Below are 19,661 nucleotides of genomic sequence, written 5' to 3' on the forward strand. Positions count from 1 at the left end.
CTCTGATCCCGCACGCCGGTGACAGCTTAAGCACGGCATTATTACGGCACGAAAGTTGCGAAGAATAACGGTGCGTGACGTTAGATACCTTTGCCAAGATCAGAATTGGCAGGTTGGATCTTGGGCGCGGTTTCGATATTGAGAACCGTTTTCGCAAGTTCGGCAAAGTCACCAAGATCATCTCCTGTAGTTTTGGCGAGGGTTATCGTCATGAGGAGAAAAAGATCAGGCATGGTTGTCATTTAGGTAAGTGCCTGGAGACAACCTACGGCGGCTCATCTCTTATTTCCTCTAGCATTTTCAAGTAAGGAATTGTCCTGTGACTGTCACGAAGAGACGGTTCCAAGGGAGGTTAATATGATGAACAAGAAGTTTTATGCCGTGCTCGCCGTTGCGATCAGTGCGGCTCTCATTCTATTTGCCGTAAGTTACACGCCGTCAGGTGCGATCGCACAGTCGACGCCGCCCGTGACCTACGGAACGCTTGATAATTTTGATGTCATAAATGACACCGGTGGTGATTGTCACGGTTTTGAGATCGAGCTGGAGGGAATTACCAGTGCCGACGTCCCATATTGGTTCGGTGCGCCGTACCAGCGTTATGGCGAACCCTCGATCGTGCCGACATCAAATGGCGTGATCGTTCGATATGCGGCGACCTATGCCGCAGGTGCGTGGTCGGCCACGACGCCGATCGCAGGCGGCTATTTTCCGCCGACCGACGGGCACTCGTGCTGGGCCGGTGTCAACCCCAACTACTTAAGCTGGGGATGCGACCATTTCGTAGTGTCATTGAATGCCGCTCCGACACGAACAACATATCGTTGGCTCGTCGAAGGCACGACGCCGGGCAGCCTGGTCCAGTTCGGCAGCAATACGCCGATCCCCGCTCCAGTCTGGAACGTGACACCTGCTTCGACACCGGGCGATCCGCCTGCGGTCGCGACCGTGATACCACCTATCGCTCCTGTCGGCAACTCGCAATTCGGCGAGCCGATGTGGATCAAAGTATGGGTTACGACATTACCAAATGCCGTTCATGCTGAAGATCTCAACCATATGATCATAGATGATCCGGATGTAAACATCGTTCCGAATGAGCCCGCCGAGATCGAATGGGAATGGATGCTGCTGCAGGCAAAGGTCGTGGACGGCGTGATCACCGGTGACCGCGTATTTACCCAGATCACGCCGAGTGGCAGCGACGCCGTTACCAGACGTTTCGAGTTCTACAAATATACGGGACTGCTTGACCCGGATACCGAAAACCTTGGTGAAGCTCTTTGCGACAACCCGACAGCTTTGGATCAACAGCTTCCGGCATCGCCGCGGTGTGGTGAGCCTGACGCAAATGGAGTCGCCGGAGTAGGCGATCTGATCGGCGCGCAGAATGTGGCGGTCAATCTCGCGGGGCCGGTCATTGTCACTCCGGAAAACCATCCGCCTCTTGCTAATCCTGACAGCGCTGTTACAACCGAAGACGTTGCGATATTGATCAGCCCGGCATTTCTTTTGGGTAATGACAGTGATGCCGACGGTGACGCTATAAGCATCCAGTCTGTTAACAACGCGATCAGCGGAACTGTTAGTTGGGATGGAACCAATGTCCTATTTACCCCGAATCCTGATTTTGACGGGTCCGCATCATTTGATTATACGATCAGCGACGGACCACACGTTGCAACGGCCTCAGTCAGCGTGACGGTCACACCGGTGAACGATCCGCCAACAGCCGATGCGGGGCCCGATCAGTCCGTTCGCATGGGCACTGTCGTCACTCTGAATGGAGGCGGAAGTGCGGATGTCGATGGTGACAACATAACATTTACCTGGGCGTTAACGTCAGTACCTGCCAAAAGCAGAGCAACATTGAGCGGAGGAGGGACAGTCGTCAACCCGACGTTCAAGGCCGATAAGGCTGGCACCTATTTGGTAAGTCTCGTGGTCAACGACGGTACAGCTAATTCCGTCGCGGACACGGTCACGATCACGGCGACGAAGGGAAAGAAGTAGAACGTCGATCAGTTAAAATGCTGACACCGGACGCTTGCGGAATAGCAAAAAATGGCCGTCACCTCGGATCTTCCGCGGTGACGGCCGTTTGTTCATCTCGATGCGCTGTTTGGCCTTTATTCGCGGGCCGTTGTAAATTTGAATACAGGATAACAGCTTATGAAACACACCATTACACTAATTCCCGGCGATGGCATCGGCCCTGAGATCGTCGCGGCGACGGTTAGGATCATCGAGGCGACGGGCGTCGAATTCAATTGGGAAACGCAGATACTTGGCTCGCAGGCACTCGAGAAATACGGCGAAACACTGCCTGCGGCGGCGATCGACTCGATGCGGCGGACAAAAGTGGCGCTGAAAGGGCCGATCATGACGCCGATCGGAAAAGGATTTACGTCAGTCAATGTCGGCTTGCGCCGGGCACTTGATCTGTACGCCAATGTACGTCCGGTCAAAGCTCTGCCGAATATCCCTTGTCGATATCCCGAACTCGATCTCGTCATCGTCCGCGAAAATACTGAGGGGCTTTACTCGGGGCTCGAACACACGGTCGTTCCGGGCGTTGTCGAAAGCCTTAAGGTCATCACTGAGAAAGCTTCGACGCGGATCTCGCGATATGCGTTTCAGTACGCCCGCGATTTTGGCCGCAAAAAGGTGACGGCCGTTCACAAGGCCAACATCATGAAGCTCTCTGATGGTTTATTCCTCGAGTGCTTTTACAACATGGCCAAGGAGTTTCCCGACATCGAGGCCGATGACAAGATCATCGACAATTGCTGTATGCAGCTCGTAATGAGGCCCGAACAGTTCGACGTGATGGTCATGGAGAACCTGTACGGCGATATTTTGTCCGACCTTTGTGCCGGACTGATCGGCGGGCTTGGGCTTGCTCCGGGAGCGAACATCGGTGAGCAGGGAGCGGTTTTCGAGGCCGTCCACGGCTCGGCACCTGATATCGCTGGGCAGGGAATTGCCAATCCGACCGCCATCCTGATGTCGGCGATCGTGATGCTCCGCTACATTGGCGAAGCCGCCGCGGCAAAATCGGTCGAGGATGCGATGATGGCAGTATTTGCCGAAGGCGTTGTACGCACCAAGGATCTCGGCGGCACCGCAAAGACGGCTGAATTTGCCAACGCTATCATCGAAAAGATCCATTCGGGTGCGACCGCGGCGGCATAGTGCGGCGAGATTTATTGCAACGCAAACTTGGCCGTTTCGTTCTAATAGTGCGGGGCCGGAGGAGGCCGCAGTGATATGAAAATAATAATCGCAACATTTGCACTCGTTTTCGCATTCGCAATGACCGGAATGTCTCAGACACCTGAATACCTGACCGTAAAGTCGGGCAAGCAGGGCATCGCAAAGAAAAGCAAGCTAAGAATAAAGTTCATTTCTTTAGTGGAAGATTCGCGATGTCCAGAGGGCGTCAATTGCGTCTGGGCGGGCAACGCCAAGATCAAGGTCAAGCTGAGCAACGGACAGACCTCAAAAGAATTCGAGTTCAACTCGAATGATGGCCCGAAGGGCGATTCGTTCGACGGCTGGGCCGTTTATCTTGAGGAACTCACGCCATATCCTAAACAAGGAAAGGCCGCGACGGGTCACTATAAGGCCAAATTCAAGGTCATTCGTCTTACACGCTGACCGAAGACTAAATATTGACGGTCTCTCGATAGACCATTCACGTAAAACACGCACCTTCTGCTACGGAACGGAGATCCGGCAAAAGGTGCTTTTTGCGCGTAAACGTAGGCGAACAAACGGATCGACAGCGAATGGCACAAAGGTTGATACATACCTAGTGTAGATGGATAACTCGTTGAGTATCAATCATTTACAAATCATTACAATTCGCGGATCTCATCCGGAGATCCAAAGAATGTGTAACTGAAAATCAAGCAGGGATATACAGAGGAGTAATCATGAGATCAATTAATATCAAGAAATTTGCAGCAGCATCAGCACTAGGTTTGGTCGCGTTATTGGGCACCAGCGAGATCGCCAACGCACAGGGCCGCGGCCGCGACGACCGTCGAAGCGACCAAACATACGACCGCCGTAATGACCGCAAGGCAGAAAAGGAACGCCAAAAGGCCGAACGTCAGCGAGCGAAGGTCGAGGCAGCCAGAGTTAGAGCTGAACTGCAGCGTCAGGCTGAATGGAATGCCCGGAACACGCGGATGAACAACAACCGCCGCGTCTATAACAACGGCAACTACAACGTCAACAACAACGGCAGCCGATATCGTGTCTACCGCAACGGCACGTATTACAACACTGACCGCAACGGTGCGGAATTGCTGAGGCAGGCAGTGAACGAAGGCTACCGACAGGGTTTCCAGGCCGGACGAAATGACCGCGACAACCGCCGACGTGCGAGCTGGTCCAATTCGAGCGTTTATCGCAGCGGAACGGTGGGATACCAGAGCAACGTCAGCCGTGCTCAGTACCAGTACTACTTCCAGCAGGGCTTCCAGCGTGGCTATCAGGACGGTTCGAACAGCCGTTACCAGAATGACTACAACGGCGACTATCAGTACGGTACCTACAACAACGGATCAATGAGCATCCTCGGAACGATACTCAATCAGATCCTGAACATTCAGACCTATTAATTTAGCGTTTTGATAAAAAATGCCCCGGGCTCAAATGCTCGGGGCTTTTTTGTTCGAGTTAGCGGACAACTTTCAACTATGGCGAGTTCTCTGATCCAACAAAATCAACATCGGTCAGGTCGTCGTTCACCGCCACTATCTGCGACGAGAAGGTGTACCGCTTAGAGCTGACCGCGATCACGTATGTCTCCCCGGACGGGACGTCCTGGAACCTGTAGTATCCAAGAGAACCTGTCAAAACCGTGCGGCGATTACCGGTTGAATCGGTGATCGAAACAGAGGCATTCGTCAGCCCACCTCCGGAAGGAGTTTTTATGCGGCCGGAAATGCTCACGCCTGCGGCAGTTGGGCCAAATCGAGGTGTGAATTCGGACGTGTTACCGTTTGCGTCGGTCGCCGAAGCGGTGATCATATCGGTACCGAGAATTCCGAGAGTGTAGATATTTCCGAGGTTTACGGTCTTTGTCCCGGGAGCGAGCGAATTGTAGTCGGCCAGAGTATAAAACGTCGAACCAATAAACCGCTCACCCTCACTGCCTGCATCGGCCTTGAAGAACTCGATATAAATACCGTTCATCCCATAGGCGGAGTTCGCCGGTGCCGAATCAACACGCAAACTAACGATAACATCATCGTTTACTACTCGCGTCGAAACAATTTCGGGGTAATTCTGCAAATTATTCGGCCCGGTATCGGCGTCAAGAGGATCATTCAGCGTATGGCCGTCATCGCCGATGTCGATTCCCATTAGGGCATTGGCAAAGATGCTGTTCGGGTCAATAATGTTGTTTTGGCCGGCGTCGACAGCCATGAGAATTCCATTCTTTCCGTTATATGCGATCGTGTTCCCGGCATTCGGCTCAAGGCCCCCAATCGTCGTCCTTCCAACGCCTCGCTGCAGAAAAATACCATTTCCGATATTTCCGAGTGGACTGGTGCCGTCGGAGGCCGTGCCGATGTAATTACCGGAAATGCGCGTATTCAGGGTGTTGCTTCGCAGGAATATTCCATGCTGACTGTTACCGGAGATCACGTTTCGAGCTCCGGGCATATCCGCTCCAAAGCCACCGATCAACGTTTCCAAGGTTTCGCTAATTTCTAAGCCCATAATTCCGTTCGGAATAACCGCCGTACCGGCCGCATTCGTGCCAATATAGTTGCCTTGTATCTTGGTTCCGAACGGAGCCGACGCTGCCGGGACGGCACCGGGCTGGAGCGAGATCCCAATCTGCGTGTTCCCGGAGATAACGTTTCGAGAATCGGCGGTTGTTCCCCCGATAGTATTGTTGTCGGCGCCGTTGGCGATCGCAACTCCGTGCGTTTGTCCGGGAAGCGCAACGGTACCTGCAGAATTGGTTCCGATATAGTTTCCAAGGAGGCGGTTTCCCGAAGCCTCGATCTTGGGATCCTCAACTGGCCGAATGATCGTGACCCCGCTACCATTTCCAGAGATAGTATTTCCCGAAATTGTGTTGTTAGAGCTTGTAATGAGGATCCCGAAATCCGTGTTCGGCCTGGCCTCGTTCCCCGTCCGATCTGTCCCGATCAGGTTGTTGAGTATCGAATTGGAATCGCCGAGGATGTCGATCCCGGCTATCGAATTGCCACTAATATTATTGTTTTGAATTGTGTTGCCTATGCCCTGCACGTAGATTCCCTTTTCCTGCGGAAGCATTACATCTTCGCGACTTAGACCGATGCGGTTATTCTCGACCACATTACCAGTCGGAATCGTATCCGATTCTACATGCCTCTCAATGGTGACGCCCGTTTCTGTATTTCCTGCAATGATATTGTTCCTGACAAAGTTCACATTTCCGGCAATATCGACGCCATGCAGGTTCGGGTGCGACTCGGTGCCGGTTCGGGTGGTGCCGATATAATTTCTCTGGATCGTATTTTGCGTTCCGAGGTGATCGATTATGATCCCGCCTTCTTTATTGCCGCTAATAAAATTGAGGTAGCCATCCACGTCTGCTCCCACGAAATTACCAGACGCCTCAGAAATCACGACCCCGACACAGTTACTATAATCATCGATCGGGTCAGCTTGGCTGCGAATACCGATTAGATTGCCGAGTATTTTGTTCCCCGTCGTCCGTATCGTTTCACCCGCCGAGAACCGTCTTGAGTTCGCCCTCCTTTTGCGCTCATCAGAAGCTCCCTTGCAGTCTTTATCGTCCACGTCCGGAGAGTTTCGGGTGAATTCAGCGGGAATCTCGAAGAAATCGGATAGTATAACTCCGATGATATTGTTCGCTATCAGATTTCGGTCAGTGTATTCGTTTTCAGAACGCACTATTCCGCCAATGGTGTTGTTCGCTCCCTGGAATATCGCGACGCCGGCGGCACTATTACCGATACCGTTGTTAGTTACAAAATTCCCGTCGGACTCCCGGATCATGACCGCAATTTGTCCCTGGATGACATTTCTCAACATAATATCGCCATTCCCGCCGACATGATTGCCTGAAGAGCCAGCATCCAAAACGATCCCGTCCGCCTCACTGAGCCGTGATCGTTCGGTGTCGGAAAGCGTGAAGCCTATCGAGTTGCCTAGGACCGTATTGCCCACTGCCGATGTGCCGATGATCTTGATCTGCTCGACTGAGTTTCCGACGAGCAGGTTGTTAGAGCCGGTACTTGGCTCGGCTGCATCACGATCTCCTCCGATCGTGTTTCGGGCGCCTGTGATAAGGACCCCGCGACGCTGTTTACCAGCAGGGTCCTCGGTGATACCGTCAGCGAATATGCCGATATAGCATTTAGTGACATCAACGTCATTCGCCTGTATTAGGACTCCCGAATCGCCGAAGCGATTGATCGTCAATCCCGTTAGTAAAGAATCATCACTGCCTGCGGCAAAGACAAAACCGTTAGAGGTAATGCTGGTAGCGGCACCATTGACTTCGACGACAGGTGTACCGGCATAGCCGGGTTGGAATGTGGCATTGATGAAAACTTTCTCGGTGATCGGCGGCAGATCGCTGAGCACCAAGATCGTCTGAATGCCGCCACCCGGGATGTTGAAATAGATGTAATCGGTGCCTGCGATAACATTCGTCGTTTGAATCGCTGCCCTGAGGCTGCACTGTTCCCCGGTGGTATTGAAATCTACATCGCAAATGCCGTCGGCCGGATTGGGATCGGATTCGTCGGTGTTGATATTTACAAAGAATCCGATTGGGCAACTGCCACCGGCTAGGCTCATTGCGGACTCTTGTTCCGTTAGGGCGCCGGAAACAGAACATTCTCCCGCATAGCACGAGAATTCGCTTGTATTTCCGTCCGAGTCCGTTGCGGTTGCGGATATCTTGAGATCGGAAGAAACCGGGCCCGTGGAGGAAAAAAGAAACGCGGTCCGGCCGCTTGAATCAGTTGTGACGGTGTGCGATCCGATGTAGGTTTCTCCCTCGCCGTAGTTTGAAGAATCGGGCGAAGAGTTTGAATAAAAATCAAGGGTGTAAGTTTTAGAAGCCTCGCTGCCGAAAGCCCCGCCGACTGTTACGGTTCCGCTCTGGTTGAAGATCGGTGTCGTCAGGATGGGATAGTTTTGGAGTTTGTTCGCGCCGTTATCGGAGTCCTGACAATCGTTCTCCGTAACGCCGTCGGGCTGTGGATTGCTAACGGTCGATGCGGAAAGATCGATCCCGAGTGCTCCATTGCTGTGAATTGAATTGAACCGGATGCGGTTGCTCTCGGCGAAATCGGTAAAATATCCGCTAACGGTTATACCGTTGCGCCCGTTGTAGGCGATCACATTGCCCAAGCCTGTATCGCCGATGTGGTCGAACTCGCCCCGCAGTTCCACACCGTCGCGGCCGTTGCCAAGCGGGGCTCCATTCTTGTTTACGCCAATATAGTTGTTGACGGTCGCAGCAGCCGGAACGCCCGGCAGAAAAATAATTCCGCTGCCGGTATTTCCCGAGATCACATTGCGTGTGATCGGATCTGAACCGCCGATGACCGCCGCACCTCGTGGATCGTAGAATTGAATTCCGTCGGCGTTCGGAATCGCGGTTGATCCCGTCCGGTCGGTGCCGATAAGGTTCCCATAAACAAGAAACAGCGAAAGGCTTCCATTGTCGCCAAACGAGGAGGAGGTTATCGCGAAGCCCCTATTCCCCGAAATGAGATTGCCCAGCGAAGTCTGGTTTCCGCCCTGACCGGTCAGGACATCGCCGATCCTTGAGGTCCCGGCCGCGAACATTGCGATCCCATTGTCGTTCGGCAGCGCTTCAGTGCCGGTCCTGTTCGTTCCGACATAATTATTCCAGATGCCGACGTCTCCAAGCCGCCCGGCGCGAACGATGCCGGTCGTGGTTGAGAACCCCGAGCCCGAACTCGGATCGAAGTTAGCATTCCCGGAGACGAGGTTGCAGAACCCCGTGCAGCTATCGGGCGATATTCCGCTGGTGCCTCCGATAGTCGAAAACGTTTCCGTATTTAAAACACCCAATGCGCCGAAAAGATTGACCGTCCAGATGGACCCGCCAGCAGGTATAGGTAGGCGATTGTAATCGTTGGGGATCGCGATGCTGCCGGTCACATCGGTGCCGACGTTGTTACCGCCGACTCTGCAGCTGCCCTCAGGTACAAACGGACCGGCAGCAGCCTCAGTCAGAAATCCTCCGACGATCTCGATCGGCCGCCGGGGGGAGCAAATAATACCGCCTTCGCTATTACCGGAGACAATATTACGTCCCGAGGAAGTGACTGAGCCGATAGTGGCGGTGTTTCGGGGACTGGTGTAGATCCCGGAGCGGCAGTTTCCGATACGGCTTGTTCCAGCCGCGTTAGTACCGATCCTGTTTCCTTTGAAAGTACTATTCTCAGTAACCCATTCGCCGGTCTCTAAATTGAAAGGCGACAGTTCGAGGACGCCATCGCCGAGGCATCCTTCCGGATCGTTCGATACGGGGAAAAGGTGGCGGTTCCCCGAGATCGTATTGCCCGAACCGGGCTGATCGCTTCCTACGAGATTGTCTGCGCCGGAGAGGTGGATGCCTGCCGAGTTTGCGAGAGCCGCGTTGCCATTGGAGTTCAGGCCGATGAAGTTTCCAAAGATGAAAGTAGACCGGCCGTCGATCACGGTCAGACCGGTGCCGAAATTTTCACCGTTCGGAACCTCTGCATCGCCGTTTCCAGACAGCACATTCCGGGCGAAGGAACTCACTCCGCCGATAAAGTTGTCATCCGAATCGTAGATCAGAAGCCCGGAAGCTTCGTTGCCCCGATCCTGTGTGCCGGACCCCGTATTTCCGAGATAGTTTCCTTCGATGATATTGAATCCGGCGAACGTTTCGCCCACGAAGTTAAAAATGGCGATCCCGGCTCCGCCAGTGTAAGTCTCATCGTTCTCGTTGTAGAGTTGCTCGAATCCGGTCACGGCGAGTCCGCGAACGACTGAGTCGGAGGTGTTGATATCTAAACCGTTTGAACCTTCGCCAGCAAGATTGCCGAATACCTCGATGATCGGGACGCTGGAAAAACCGGGTTGCGTGGTAGCGTCGATCGTCACCGGATATTCCACCCTCGGCAGCGCTGATTCGGGTTGGAGGATCCTAAAACCAGATCCAATGCTGAACGTGATCGTGTCTACGCCGTTGGAGTTATTTGCTGCCTGAATCGCTTCCCGGAACGAGCACGAGGCGCCGCATGATCCATCATCCTCGTCGCTCGTAGTATTGACGACGAACGTCGCAGCAGGCGATGTCAATATGACGGATGGCTCCGAGGCTCCTTGTCGGAGCACGACGAGATCCGAAAGAGCATCCGAGTTCAGACGCATCGGACGGATCGCAACTGCGGAACCATCGACATCAAGCGACACTATCTCGTTCGCCGTCGTTGAACTGTTGCGCCTGAGATTCTCTCGGATCATCAAGTGAATTTGATTCGAAGCCGAGTCGATAAACGCGAGCTCGTCGCGTCCCGAATCGGAAACGCGAACTTTTACAAGCTTTGACAATGACAGCGACGCAGCGGCGTTCGCGAGTTTTGCGTCGCGGACGATAGTTTCTAATTTCCACTGGGCGAGCGGTGCCGTATCGGCAGGTGAGATCGAGCGAAGGAAACCTGCCGTCGCTTTCTCGCGCGATTCCGGCGATAAATTAGTACCCTGCACGGCGAGGTCGGTGGTCTGGTACTCGATCGGGAACCCCGGTGACGCGTCATCGGGCGGGTCCACTTTCCCGCCAACATTTCCTGGCGTTATCCCAGCTTCTCCCGGCGTCTCCATGCGTTCTGCATAAGCCTTAAACTTGGAAAGCCTCTTCGATCCGGATCGCACAGGAACCGCCAAGTTTTCGCCTTTCACGTTCTTGGCGAGCGTCGGCCGTCTGTCGGCAACGGGCGAATCGAGCGTAACGACAGCGCCATCGGTCGTCAGGATCGCGAGGCTCCGGCCGCGCTTCTCGGTGAAGTTCCCGGAGGTCAGAGCCGCAATATTGAATGGCATCGACCTTGTCTCGACGATCGCAGTAGGCCGCTTGATATCGTAGCCCTCGATCGAATCCCACGGTGATACATGTCCACGCCCGCGTACAAACGTCAACCGGTTCCCACTTGCTGCGACGATATCGCCAAAATAATCGGTATCGAGGTTACCGATAGCCAGATCAGCGGCAGGCGAAGGAAGTTGAATGAATTCCAGCCCGTGTACAAATGCTCCTTGAGGGTTCTCGAAAACCAAAAGCATCGAGCCTTTTCCACCTTGTACTGAAACCGCAACATCCGTCTGACCATCGCGCCGGCCGATCTCGCCGACAGCCAGGGCCGTTATGCTGCCGGGGAGAGTGAATTCCGTCGTGTGTATGAAATTGCCCTTTCCATCGCCCGCCGAGACGTAGAGGCTGCTTCCGCCATTTGAAGCCGTTAGGAGATCCGCGTGTCCATCCGCGTTAAAGTCACCGGATTCCAGATAGTCAGGAGCGGCCGGCAATGAGAATGCTCCTCGACTAGCGTAGAACGGAGCGTCGACGAACGAGCCTGCGGCTTTTCGCGTTTCCACTCCGGTGTTGTTCGGGAAGATCGAATCGACATTGCCTTGGTAGATCCTTACAGCTCCGCCGGCGTCAACGTTGACCAGATCGGGAACGCCATCGGAATCGAAGTCTGCGGCGGTCATCGATCGTGGAGCCGAGCCGCTTTGCGCTCCCTGCGGGGCGGGGAGGTCCTTTCCATCCTCGAAGCTGACCCGAGGAAATCCGACACCTTTTGCTGTGATCGACGCCGGAGCGTCTTTGCTCGTATCGTCAGAAGCGGTGGTGTTTTGCGACGAAACAAACGGCAAAAATAAGGTAACTGAGATCGAAACCAAACTGACTAGAAAACCAAAACGCAATAAAGCAGACATTTTCGACATAGATTTCTCCCGCGGATTACACACAATAAGAGACGTAGATTTCTGTTATTGGTGTATGCGTGAAAATCGGTAAAACCAAGCCAGCTTTTATAAATTCTTTTGATGGGCTCCAAAAGAGGAAATAGTTTCGACGAAAACCTGAGCCGTTGGGCTTGGTGACTATCTGCCGATAAAAAATGCCCCGGGCTCAAGAGCCCGGGGCTTTTTTTTGTGGGAGAGGGAGATCGGTCCGGCGGAATGCGGGATTCAGTAATTAGCGACGAAGTCGATATCGGTCACACTTTCGCCGATCGTGACTATTCGCGGTGTAAAGCTGAACCTTTTGGACGTAACAGCGATCACATAGGTCCCGCCGGCGGGAACGTCCTCGAATTTGTAATAGCCGAACGAACCCGTCCGCGCGGTGCTGATGTTGCCCGCCATATCGGTGATGGAAACGATAGCGTTCCGCAGACCGGCTCCGTCAGCGGTCGTCACTCGTCCTGAGACGTTCACGCCCGCTGACGTCGGCCCAAAACGAGGTGTGAACTCGGACGTGTTGCCGTTTGCGTCAGTGGCGGTTGAGGTGATCGCGTCGGTACCGTTGATCCCAAGAGTGGTCAGATCACCGAGATTTACGGTTTTGATCCCCGGAACCAGCGAATTGTAATCGTCCAGCGTATAGTGCGTCGATCCGAGGAACCGCTCGCCCTCGCTGTTGGCATCTGCCTTGAAAAATTCGACGTAAATGCCATTCATTCCGTAAGACGAATATGCCGGTGCAGAATCGATACGAAAAGTGACGAAAAGTTCGTTGTTTATCACTTGGGTCGACATGATCTCCGGGTAATTCTGAAAATTGTTCGGCCCTGTGTCAGCGTCAGTCGGATCGTTCGGCGTGTGGCCATCGCCGCCGATATCGATGCCTCGGAGAGCGTTTCCATAAATACTGTTTGGGTCAAGGTTGTTTCCGGAACCAGCCGTGGGGCTAAGGTAGATACCAGACCCGCCATTATTCCGGATCGTATTGCCTTCGCCGGAAGCAGGGCCGCCGATATTGTTTGTGTTCGCTCCGTTCGTAATGTTCACGCCGTGGCTGACGTTCTCGGCAATAATGTTGCCCCGAACGTTATTCCGAGCGGTTACCGGCCCCGTCAAGACGACGCCTGCTTCGCCATTGGCGGAGACAACATTTTGAGTCACAGAATTATTGTCTGAATCGGCCAGGTCGATACCTGCCTTTCCATTACCTTCGAAGGTATTGTCCTGTACGATGTGTAGAGCGTCGTGTGCGACGGTGATCATCATGCCCTCCTCGAGATTGAACGAGACATCGTTACTGCTAACGAACATCTGGGCACCCAACGGGAAGGTGCCGGTCGGGCTGTGTACCTTGATCCCCGCAAGAGAGTTGTCGAATATCTTGTTACCTCCGCCAGTCCCCGCCTGACCGATCTGGGTGTTGGGAGCATCCTGAACATAGACCCCGTGGCCTCCATTTCCCAACGTACTCCCCCGCATCCGTTTGCGTTCAAGGACGGGAGCCGATGCGGTCGTACCGATCAAGTTGCCGGTCAAAACATTGCCCACCGCTGACGATCCCACTATCGAGATCCCATTTCCGGTATTTGCGGCGATGGTGTTGCCAACTCCGGCTCCGCCAATGATGTTTCCGGGTGAGTTTGATATTTCGATACCGTCCCCGCCGTTATTTGCGATAATGTTTCCGGAGTTCGCTTCAGTTCCACCGATGGTATTGAGAGTTGAACCATTGGTGATCTTGATCCCGCCAAGACCGTTCCCAAAGTTCTGCCCTGCCGAGCCCAAGTTTCTCTCTGCATTTAATTGGCCGAGCTGTCTGATCACCGTGCCCATTAGGTTGTTCTTAACTATGACCAATTGCGAAGCCTGGTCAATGAGAAGAGCGGCCTTAGTATTCGCGGCGATCATGTTAGACAAATTGTTATCAACACCTCCAATTACAGTGCCATTGGAGTTTGCCACGTTGATCCCGTTCCCGGAATTTGCCTTTGCGAGTGTGATCGCTTGTTCCTGGTACACTCCGATCATATTGGCAAGGATCTGGGTCGAATCGGAGTTTTCGACCTTGATGCCGTCACCTTGATTTCCGGCAATCATATTGCCGCCTCCGGCAATGCCGATCGTGTTGTCTGCCGCGTTATTCACATAGATCCCGTGTCTGCCATTGCCGTACGTCGTGCCGGCCCCTGACGCCCGTTGATTTCCCCCCGGACTAAAAACTGAAGAAGACAATATGCCGATAAGGTTATTGATAATGGTAATGCCATTTGCATCGGCGATGCCTATTCCATCGGATACCGACGCGACGATCGTGTTTCCTAGATCCTCACTTGCCCCTCCGATAGTATTTCCGGACGTTTGCGACAGAACGATACCGATGCTGTTCGAAAACGCTTCTCCGTTTGCGGAAATGCCGATCAGATTTCTTTGAACTATGTTGTCCCTCGGACGGACATCCGCGGGCGGGTTACTTACGAGTGTTCCAATGACCAAGCCGAAGCTGGAATTTCCGGCAATGACGTTGCGCCCGCCGTCCGCAGTCCCGACGATATTCGCACGAGCATTCTGGCCCACCCATATTCCGACACCGCTTAATATCGGAGCGGTTTGATCGGCGTTGAGGCCGACGATATTGCCTGAAAGTTTGTTGCCGGTCGCGTATGTTGAAGAGCCCGATGGAGACCGCCGAAGGGCAGATCTAGGCGATACTTTCCTTTTGCCCGCAACTTCCTCCGAATTACCGATAAAGATGCCGTAATCGTTACCGGACACGAGATTGTCTTTTATGGTGTTGTCCTGAGATGCATCGACCGCTACACCCAGAAAGTTTGGGAAAGGAGTAACGCCATTGGCCGCCGTGCCGATCTTGTTGCCATTAACGATGTTTTCGCTCGCGCCGTCAATGATCGCAACTCCGGCCTCATTGTTCGCGATCACGTTGAAGGCGACCGTGTTTCCCGAGGCCCCGGCGATAGCTACGCCTATCGTCTGCTCGCCGATCGACTGCGTCCCGTCGGTACCGATCAGATTATATTGAACAAGGTTTCCGGTCGCGTCCGTTGACGCGGTACTCGCGATAAAGACTCCGGCTTCCGAGCTATTACAGATCGTGTTCGGGTGGCCTTGCTCGCCGACGATCTGGCCATTGGCAAAGATCTTGATACCAATATTATTTGGTATTCCGGTCGTGCCGCCGCGGACCACTCCGATGTGATTATCTATGATCCTGTTTGCGGCTCCGGCATCTGAGGTAGTCACAATTCCGCCAGCTTGTAGGGCCAACGTATGGCCTCCGATTACGTTGTTATCGATGGTGTTCGCGTTTGCTCCCTCGGAGATGATGATGCCGAACGCCCCGTTTCCCAGAACCTCGGTGCCGTTCGCCTTTGTGCCGATGTTGTTTCCGGCGATAATGTTGTTCGCTGTATTGGAAAAAAGGGCGACGCCGTATGCGTCGTTTCCGGAGATCAGGTTACCGTCGGCGGTCGTAACGTCGCCGACCTTATTGTTGCCGGCTAACTCAATAACGACACCGATATAATTCGGAATCGCCGTAGTGCCAGATACGTCAGTCCCAATATTATTTCCTCTGACGAATGTCGCTGAAGCGTTATATATTTCAACTCCGTATAGATTTCCTGAGATCAGATTGCCGTCGCCGGCCTCGCCGATCTTGTTGCCATTCGCCCCGTTGATCAGAACGCCTACCTCGTTCGGCATACTCGTGTTGCCGGCAGCGTTAGTTCCGATCTTGTTATTGAGGACACGGTTTGAGCCGGCTCCTCCGAAAAATCCGATGCCGGTCGAGAGGTTGCCGATAGTATTCCCTTCGATCGCGTCGGTACCGCCGATGATGTTATTCGAAGCTCCATTTACCAATACCGCACCGAAGGCTTGCTGGCCTGATGTTGGTGCAGTACCGTCAGCTTTCAATCCCAGATAACAACTCTCGATACTATTGCCCCAACTGTGAATGGCAATTCCGGTCTCGAAACCTGTGATAGAAAGTCCCTTGATACGCGAGTTGTCGCTGCCGGCAACGAGGCCGAGTGCGGGATTTGCACCGGACCCGCCAACGATCTGTATCAATGGGCTAGACACATAACCGGGCTGTGTTGAGGCGTTGATGGAGACCGATTCGTCGATCAATGGCAGAGTGCTGCCCGGCGAGATCGTTTTGACACCGCCGCCCGAAATGTCAAATGAGATTATGTCACGGCCGGCCTTTGCATTTGCTGTCTCGATGGCCGCGCGAAGCGTACATTCCTGTTCGAGGGTATTTTCGTCGATGTCGCAGACGTCGTCGTCGATATCGTCGTCGGATTCGTCTGTGGTGCGATTGACGACAATCGAAATATCGCACAGCTCGGACCCTATGGCTACGGTGTAAGCGGCGCCTTGGTCATCGATGCCGCCGATTTCGGCACGTGGTGCGCCCATGATCGCTTTGTTTTCAAAAATGGCGACACTTCGGCCGAGATGATCGCCGAGAGCGGCGTCAGGGGCTACCAGCTTTTCCTCAAATGCCCAATCCGCTAGGCATCGGCTAAATGTATAGGCGGCCCCTCTTTCACTATTATTGAACCATGCCCCCAATATCACCCGGTCACCGTCTATCGCCCCGGCAATGCCAAGGCCGTCGGGCGAAACCGCGTCTGGCGCCGTCAGCTTTGCCTGCTGCTGCCAGCCATTCCCCACTTCTTTGACGAAGACATATCCGGCTCCCCCGACGGAGCCCGGCTGCGAGCACGGAGCACCGACCAGAAGCGAACTTCCGGAAATCGACACGGCTTCGCCGAAGCAGCCTTGGTTTGGTTCGTTCGGCAAAAGGCAGGCGGTTTGGCCCCAAGCTGATCCGCCTCTCTCGTAAACACAAACTCCGCCGATGGAATTTGCAAAGGCAGGGAAGCCAATGGCCGCCGTGTTTCCATCGACAGCGATGCTGTAGCCAAAGCCATCGTTGGTGTTTCCACCATGTGTAACCCTTTGAACTTCTGTCCAAACCGAGCCGCTCCTCTGTAAAAAGTAGACCACACCCGGAGAAAGACCACTGATCAAGTTCTCCTTTGCTGCAGCGACGGCCGTGTCGCCGGAGATGGCAACCTCCGAGCCGAAGAGATGAACTGATTCAAAATCGCTTACACTAAGCCTTTGTTGTTCGGTCCAAGTCGTGCCGCTGCGCTGAAAGAAATAGACGGACCCACAATCTGGGGCGGAAGCTCCACAGCTACGAGTTGGAGCACCGATGATTATCGTATCGCCCGAAATTCCTACCGATCGGCCAAAATCCATACCCGATGAGGTTGGCGGAGGATTTAACTTCTGCTGATGCCCCCAACTCGATCCATTCCAGACATACACATGCGCCGCGCCCATCCTATACGGTCCCGTTCTTTCGTTGTAAGATCCAACAACGGCCGTGTCCCCATCGATCGCCACATCCAATCCGAAGAAATCATTTTCCTCGCCGGGGCCGCTAGACACTAGCTTCGTAAGCGTCGAACCCGGCGAAGCAATCACGTCATGTCCCGCAACATCTTTGATCGCTTCGGAAAGCATAGCGAGATCTGGGGCCTTCTGAAATCTATTTGTTTCTGTGAGGAGGTCGTCCGTGACGATAGACTGCGACGAGACTCCCGTCAGAAAAAAGGTGGCCGATGAAAGCAGAAAGAATGCTCCGATGTAGAAAAAACGCATATCGATCCCCGAATAGTCCTAAAAAATTCGAAATCTAGTGTGGCTAAGGAGTAATGCGTAAAATGACGGTAAAAACCGACATTTTTTCCGTCCGATCGATGTCCGCCAAAAAACAAGGCCGGTGGGGATGCACCGGCCGAGGTCTGCTTATATTGGTGAAACACGAATAAGGGCTAGGCCTTGGGAATTGTCAGATACATCATCGCGATCAGGAGGATGAAATATGGCACAAGGACGGCGGCTCCGGCGTAGTCCTTGGCGACACGCTGGCCGAAGAAAAGGGCGGTGATCGAAGCGGTTCCGAGGATCGAGGCGTAAAAGATGAGCAACGTCGAACCTGCGGCGAAGAAATATATGATGCCGGCCGCAGCGAGCGATCCGGTCAGCAGTTCGGCGATCGTGATCTTTGCGAGCATTATCCAGACAAAGCGGCTTAAAAATGTTTTCGAGAAATGGCCGGTGAGCCACTCGAGATTGCCTTTCCAATCGAAGACCTTGTCGAGGCCCGACTGGATGAACAGTATCGCCACGAACAGGGCCGAGAAAAGTGCGGGGAGTTCTTTGATGATCGCATCGACGGACATAATGTTGATTGTGACGCCCTTACTTACGTGCGGGCTTCTGCATTAGGGCTTCGATCTCGTCCGGGTCCTTTGTCACTTTCGACGTGAGATTTAGGTTGCCGTCTTTCGTAACGACCACATCGTCCTCGATTCGGATGCCGATGCCGCGATATTTGGCCGGTGCGGTCTTGTCATCGGGCGGGATGTAAAGGCCTGGTTCGACGGTCAAGACCATTCCCGGAGCAAACGGCTTCGAGTTTTTCGCCTGCTGATCGGTGAAATACCTTCCGGCGTCATGAACATCGAGGCCGAGATAGTGGCCGACGCCGTGCATGTAGTATTTCATGTAGGACTTTTTCTTTATCAGGTCCTTGGTCTTGCCTTTGAGAAGGCCGAGCTTTTTCATTCCTTCGGTCAGCAGTTCGATCGAGAAATCCTGCCGGCCTTTGACCGTGTTTCCGGTCTTGGTGTATTCGATACACTGGAGTTGGACATCGAGAACAACGTCATAGACCTCACGCTGAGCCGGCGAAAATTTGCCATTTACCGGAAATGTTCGCGTGATGTCCGATGCGTAACCTTCGAATTCGGCTCCGGCGTCGATAAGGATCAGATCGCCGTCCTTGAGCGGCATATTGTTCTCGACGTAGTGCAGAATGGTCGCGTTGTCGCCGCCGCCAATGATCGAATTATAGGCCACGCCGCTGGCGCCCTTGTCGCGCATATATGCTTCCATCAATGACTCGACCTGGCCCTCGTTCATGCCCGGTTTGACCTTTTTCATCGCCAGAATGTGTGCTTCGGCAGCGATGTCAGCGGCGATCTGCATCTGTTCGATCTCTTTGGCATTCTTGTGCAGACGCATTTCGCCGATGATGACGGTCGGATCGACGATGGTGTGCGGCGGATATGCGGTCTTGAGCCGCCGCTGACGCTGATTCGACAGGTAATGTAGGATCTTCTGATCGAGAGCCGAGTCGAGAGCGAAACGGTAATAGAGTTTGTCGTGCCCGTCGAGCAATTTGCCCAGATCCGCCTCGAACTTGTCGATCGACACGGCCTTGTCCGCACCGTAATTCTTGACGGCACCTTCGACGCCCTGACGGCGGCCGAACCACGTCTCCATCAGCGGGTCGCGGGGACGCACATACAGCGTATACGGCTTCTTTGCACTCGGGTCGATCACGGCGATCGCGTCCGGTTCGGGAAAGCCGGTCAGGTACCAAAAATCGGAGTCCTGGCGGAATTTGTATTCGGTATCGTAGCTGCGTACCGCTTCGTGTGCCGCCGGAATGATCGCGATTGAATTTTCGTCCATTGCCTCGATAAATCGCTTTAGTTGTGCTCGCATATGACGAAATTGTAACGCGAGCGGTTAATTGC

Annotated in this window: 9 protein-coding genes; 4 read left to right on the forward strand and 5 right to left on the reverse strand. The window is 53.8% G+C overall.

Going from position 1 to position 19,661, the window contains the following annotated elements:
- Positions 1-80 precede the first annotated feature (80 nt).
- On the reverse strand, positions 81-233 hold the full coding sequence (locus tag IPK01_07845) for a hypothetical protein (GenBank protein MBK7933405.1): 153 nt from the start codon (positions 231-233) through the stop codon (positions 81-83).
- A gap of 124 nt (positions 234-357) precedes the next feature.
- Here IPK01_07845 and IPK01_07850 point away from each other — a divergent pair, with 124 nt between their 5' ends.
- The 4 genes from IPK01_07850 to IPK01_07865 all read left to right on the forward strand — a co-directional run bounded on the left by IPK01_07850 (position 358) and on the right by IPK01_07865 (position 4,631).
- Complete coding sequence (locus IPK01_07850) at positions 358-2,013, forward strand: cadherin-like domain-containing protein (protein MBK7933406.1); 1,656 nt, start codon at positions 358-360, stop codon at positions 2,011-2,013.
- A gap of 159 nt (positions 2,014-2,172) precedes the next feature.
- Complete coding sequence (locus tag IPK01_07855) at positions 2,173-3,195, forward strand: isocitrate dehydrogenase (NAD(+)) (protein ID MBK7933407.1); 1,023 nt, start codon at positions 2,173-2,175, stop codon at positions 3,193-3,195.
- 75 nt (positions 3,196-3,270) lie between these two features.
- A complete protein-coding gene (locus tag IPK01_07860) occupies positions 3,271-3,660 on the forward strand; it encodes a hypothetical protein (GenBank protein ID MBK7933408.1) in 390 nt (129 codons plus the stop codon).
- A gap of 278 nt (positions 3,661-3,938) precedes the next feature.
- Positions 3,939-4,631, forward strand: a complete 693-nt coding sequence (locus tag IPK01_07865) for a hypothetical protein (protein MBK7933409.1) — start codon at positions 3,939-3,941, stop codon at positions 4,629-4,631.
- Between the two features lie 76 nt (positions 4,632-4,707).
- Here the strand turns inward: IPK01_07865 and IPK01_07870 are convergent, their stop codons facing one another.
- The 4 genes from IPK01_07870 to IPK01_07885 form a co-directional block, all read right to left on the reverse strand.
- Entirely contained in the window at positions 4,708-11,988 is a 7,281-nt protein-coding gene (locus IPK01_07870; GenBank protein MBK7933410.1) for a CSLREA domain-containing protein, read from the reverse strand.
- A 255-nt stretch (positions 11,989-12,243) separates the two neighbouring features.
- Positions 12,244-17,715: a right-handed parallel beta-helix repeat-containing protein gene (locus IPK01_07875; protein ID MBK7933411.1), complete on the reverse strand. Its 5,472-nt coding sequence runs from the start codon at positions 17,713-17,715 to the stop codon at positions 12,244-12,246.
- Between the two features lie 173 nt (positions 17,716-17,888).
- Positions 17,889-18,299 (reverse strand): DoxX family protein, encoded by a 411-nt coding sequence (locus IPK01_07880; protein MBK7933412.1) that lies wholly within the window; start codon positions 18,297-18,299, stop codon positions 17,889-17,891.
- Between the two features lie 19 nt (positions 18,300-18,318).
- Positions 18,319-19,629: an aminopeptidase P N-terminal domain-containing protein gene (locus IPK01_07885; GenBank protein ID MBK7933413.1), complete on the reverse strand. Its 1,311-nt coding sequence runs from the start codon at positions 19,627-19,629 to the stop codon at positions 18,319-18,321.
- Positions 19,630-19,661: the final 32 nt, after the last annotated feature.

Source organism: Acidobacteriota bacterium (assembly GCA_016713675.1).
GTDB lineage: Bacteria > Acidobacteriota > Blastocatellia > Pyrinomonadales > Pyrinomonadaceae > OLB17.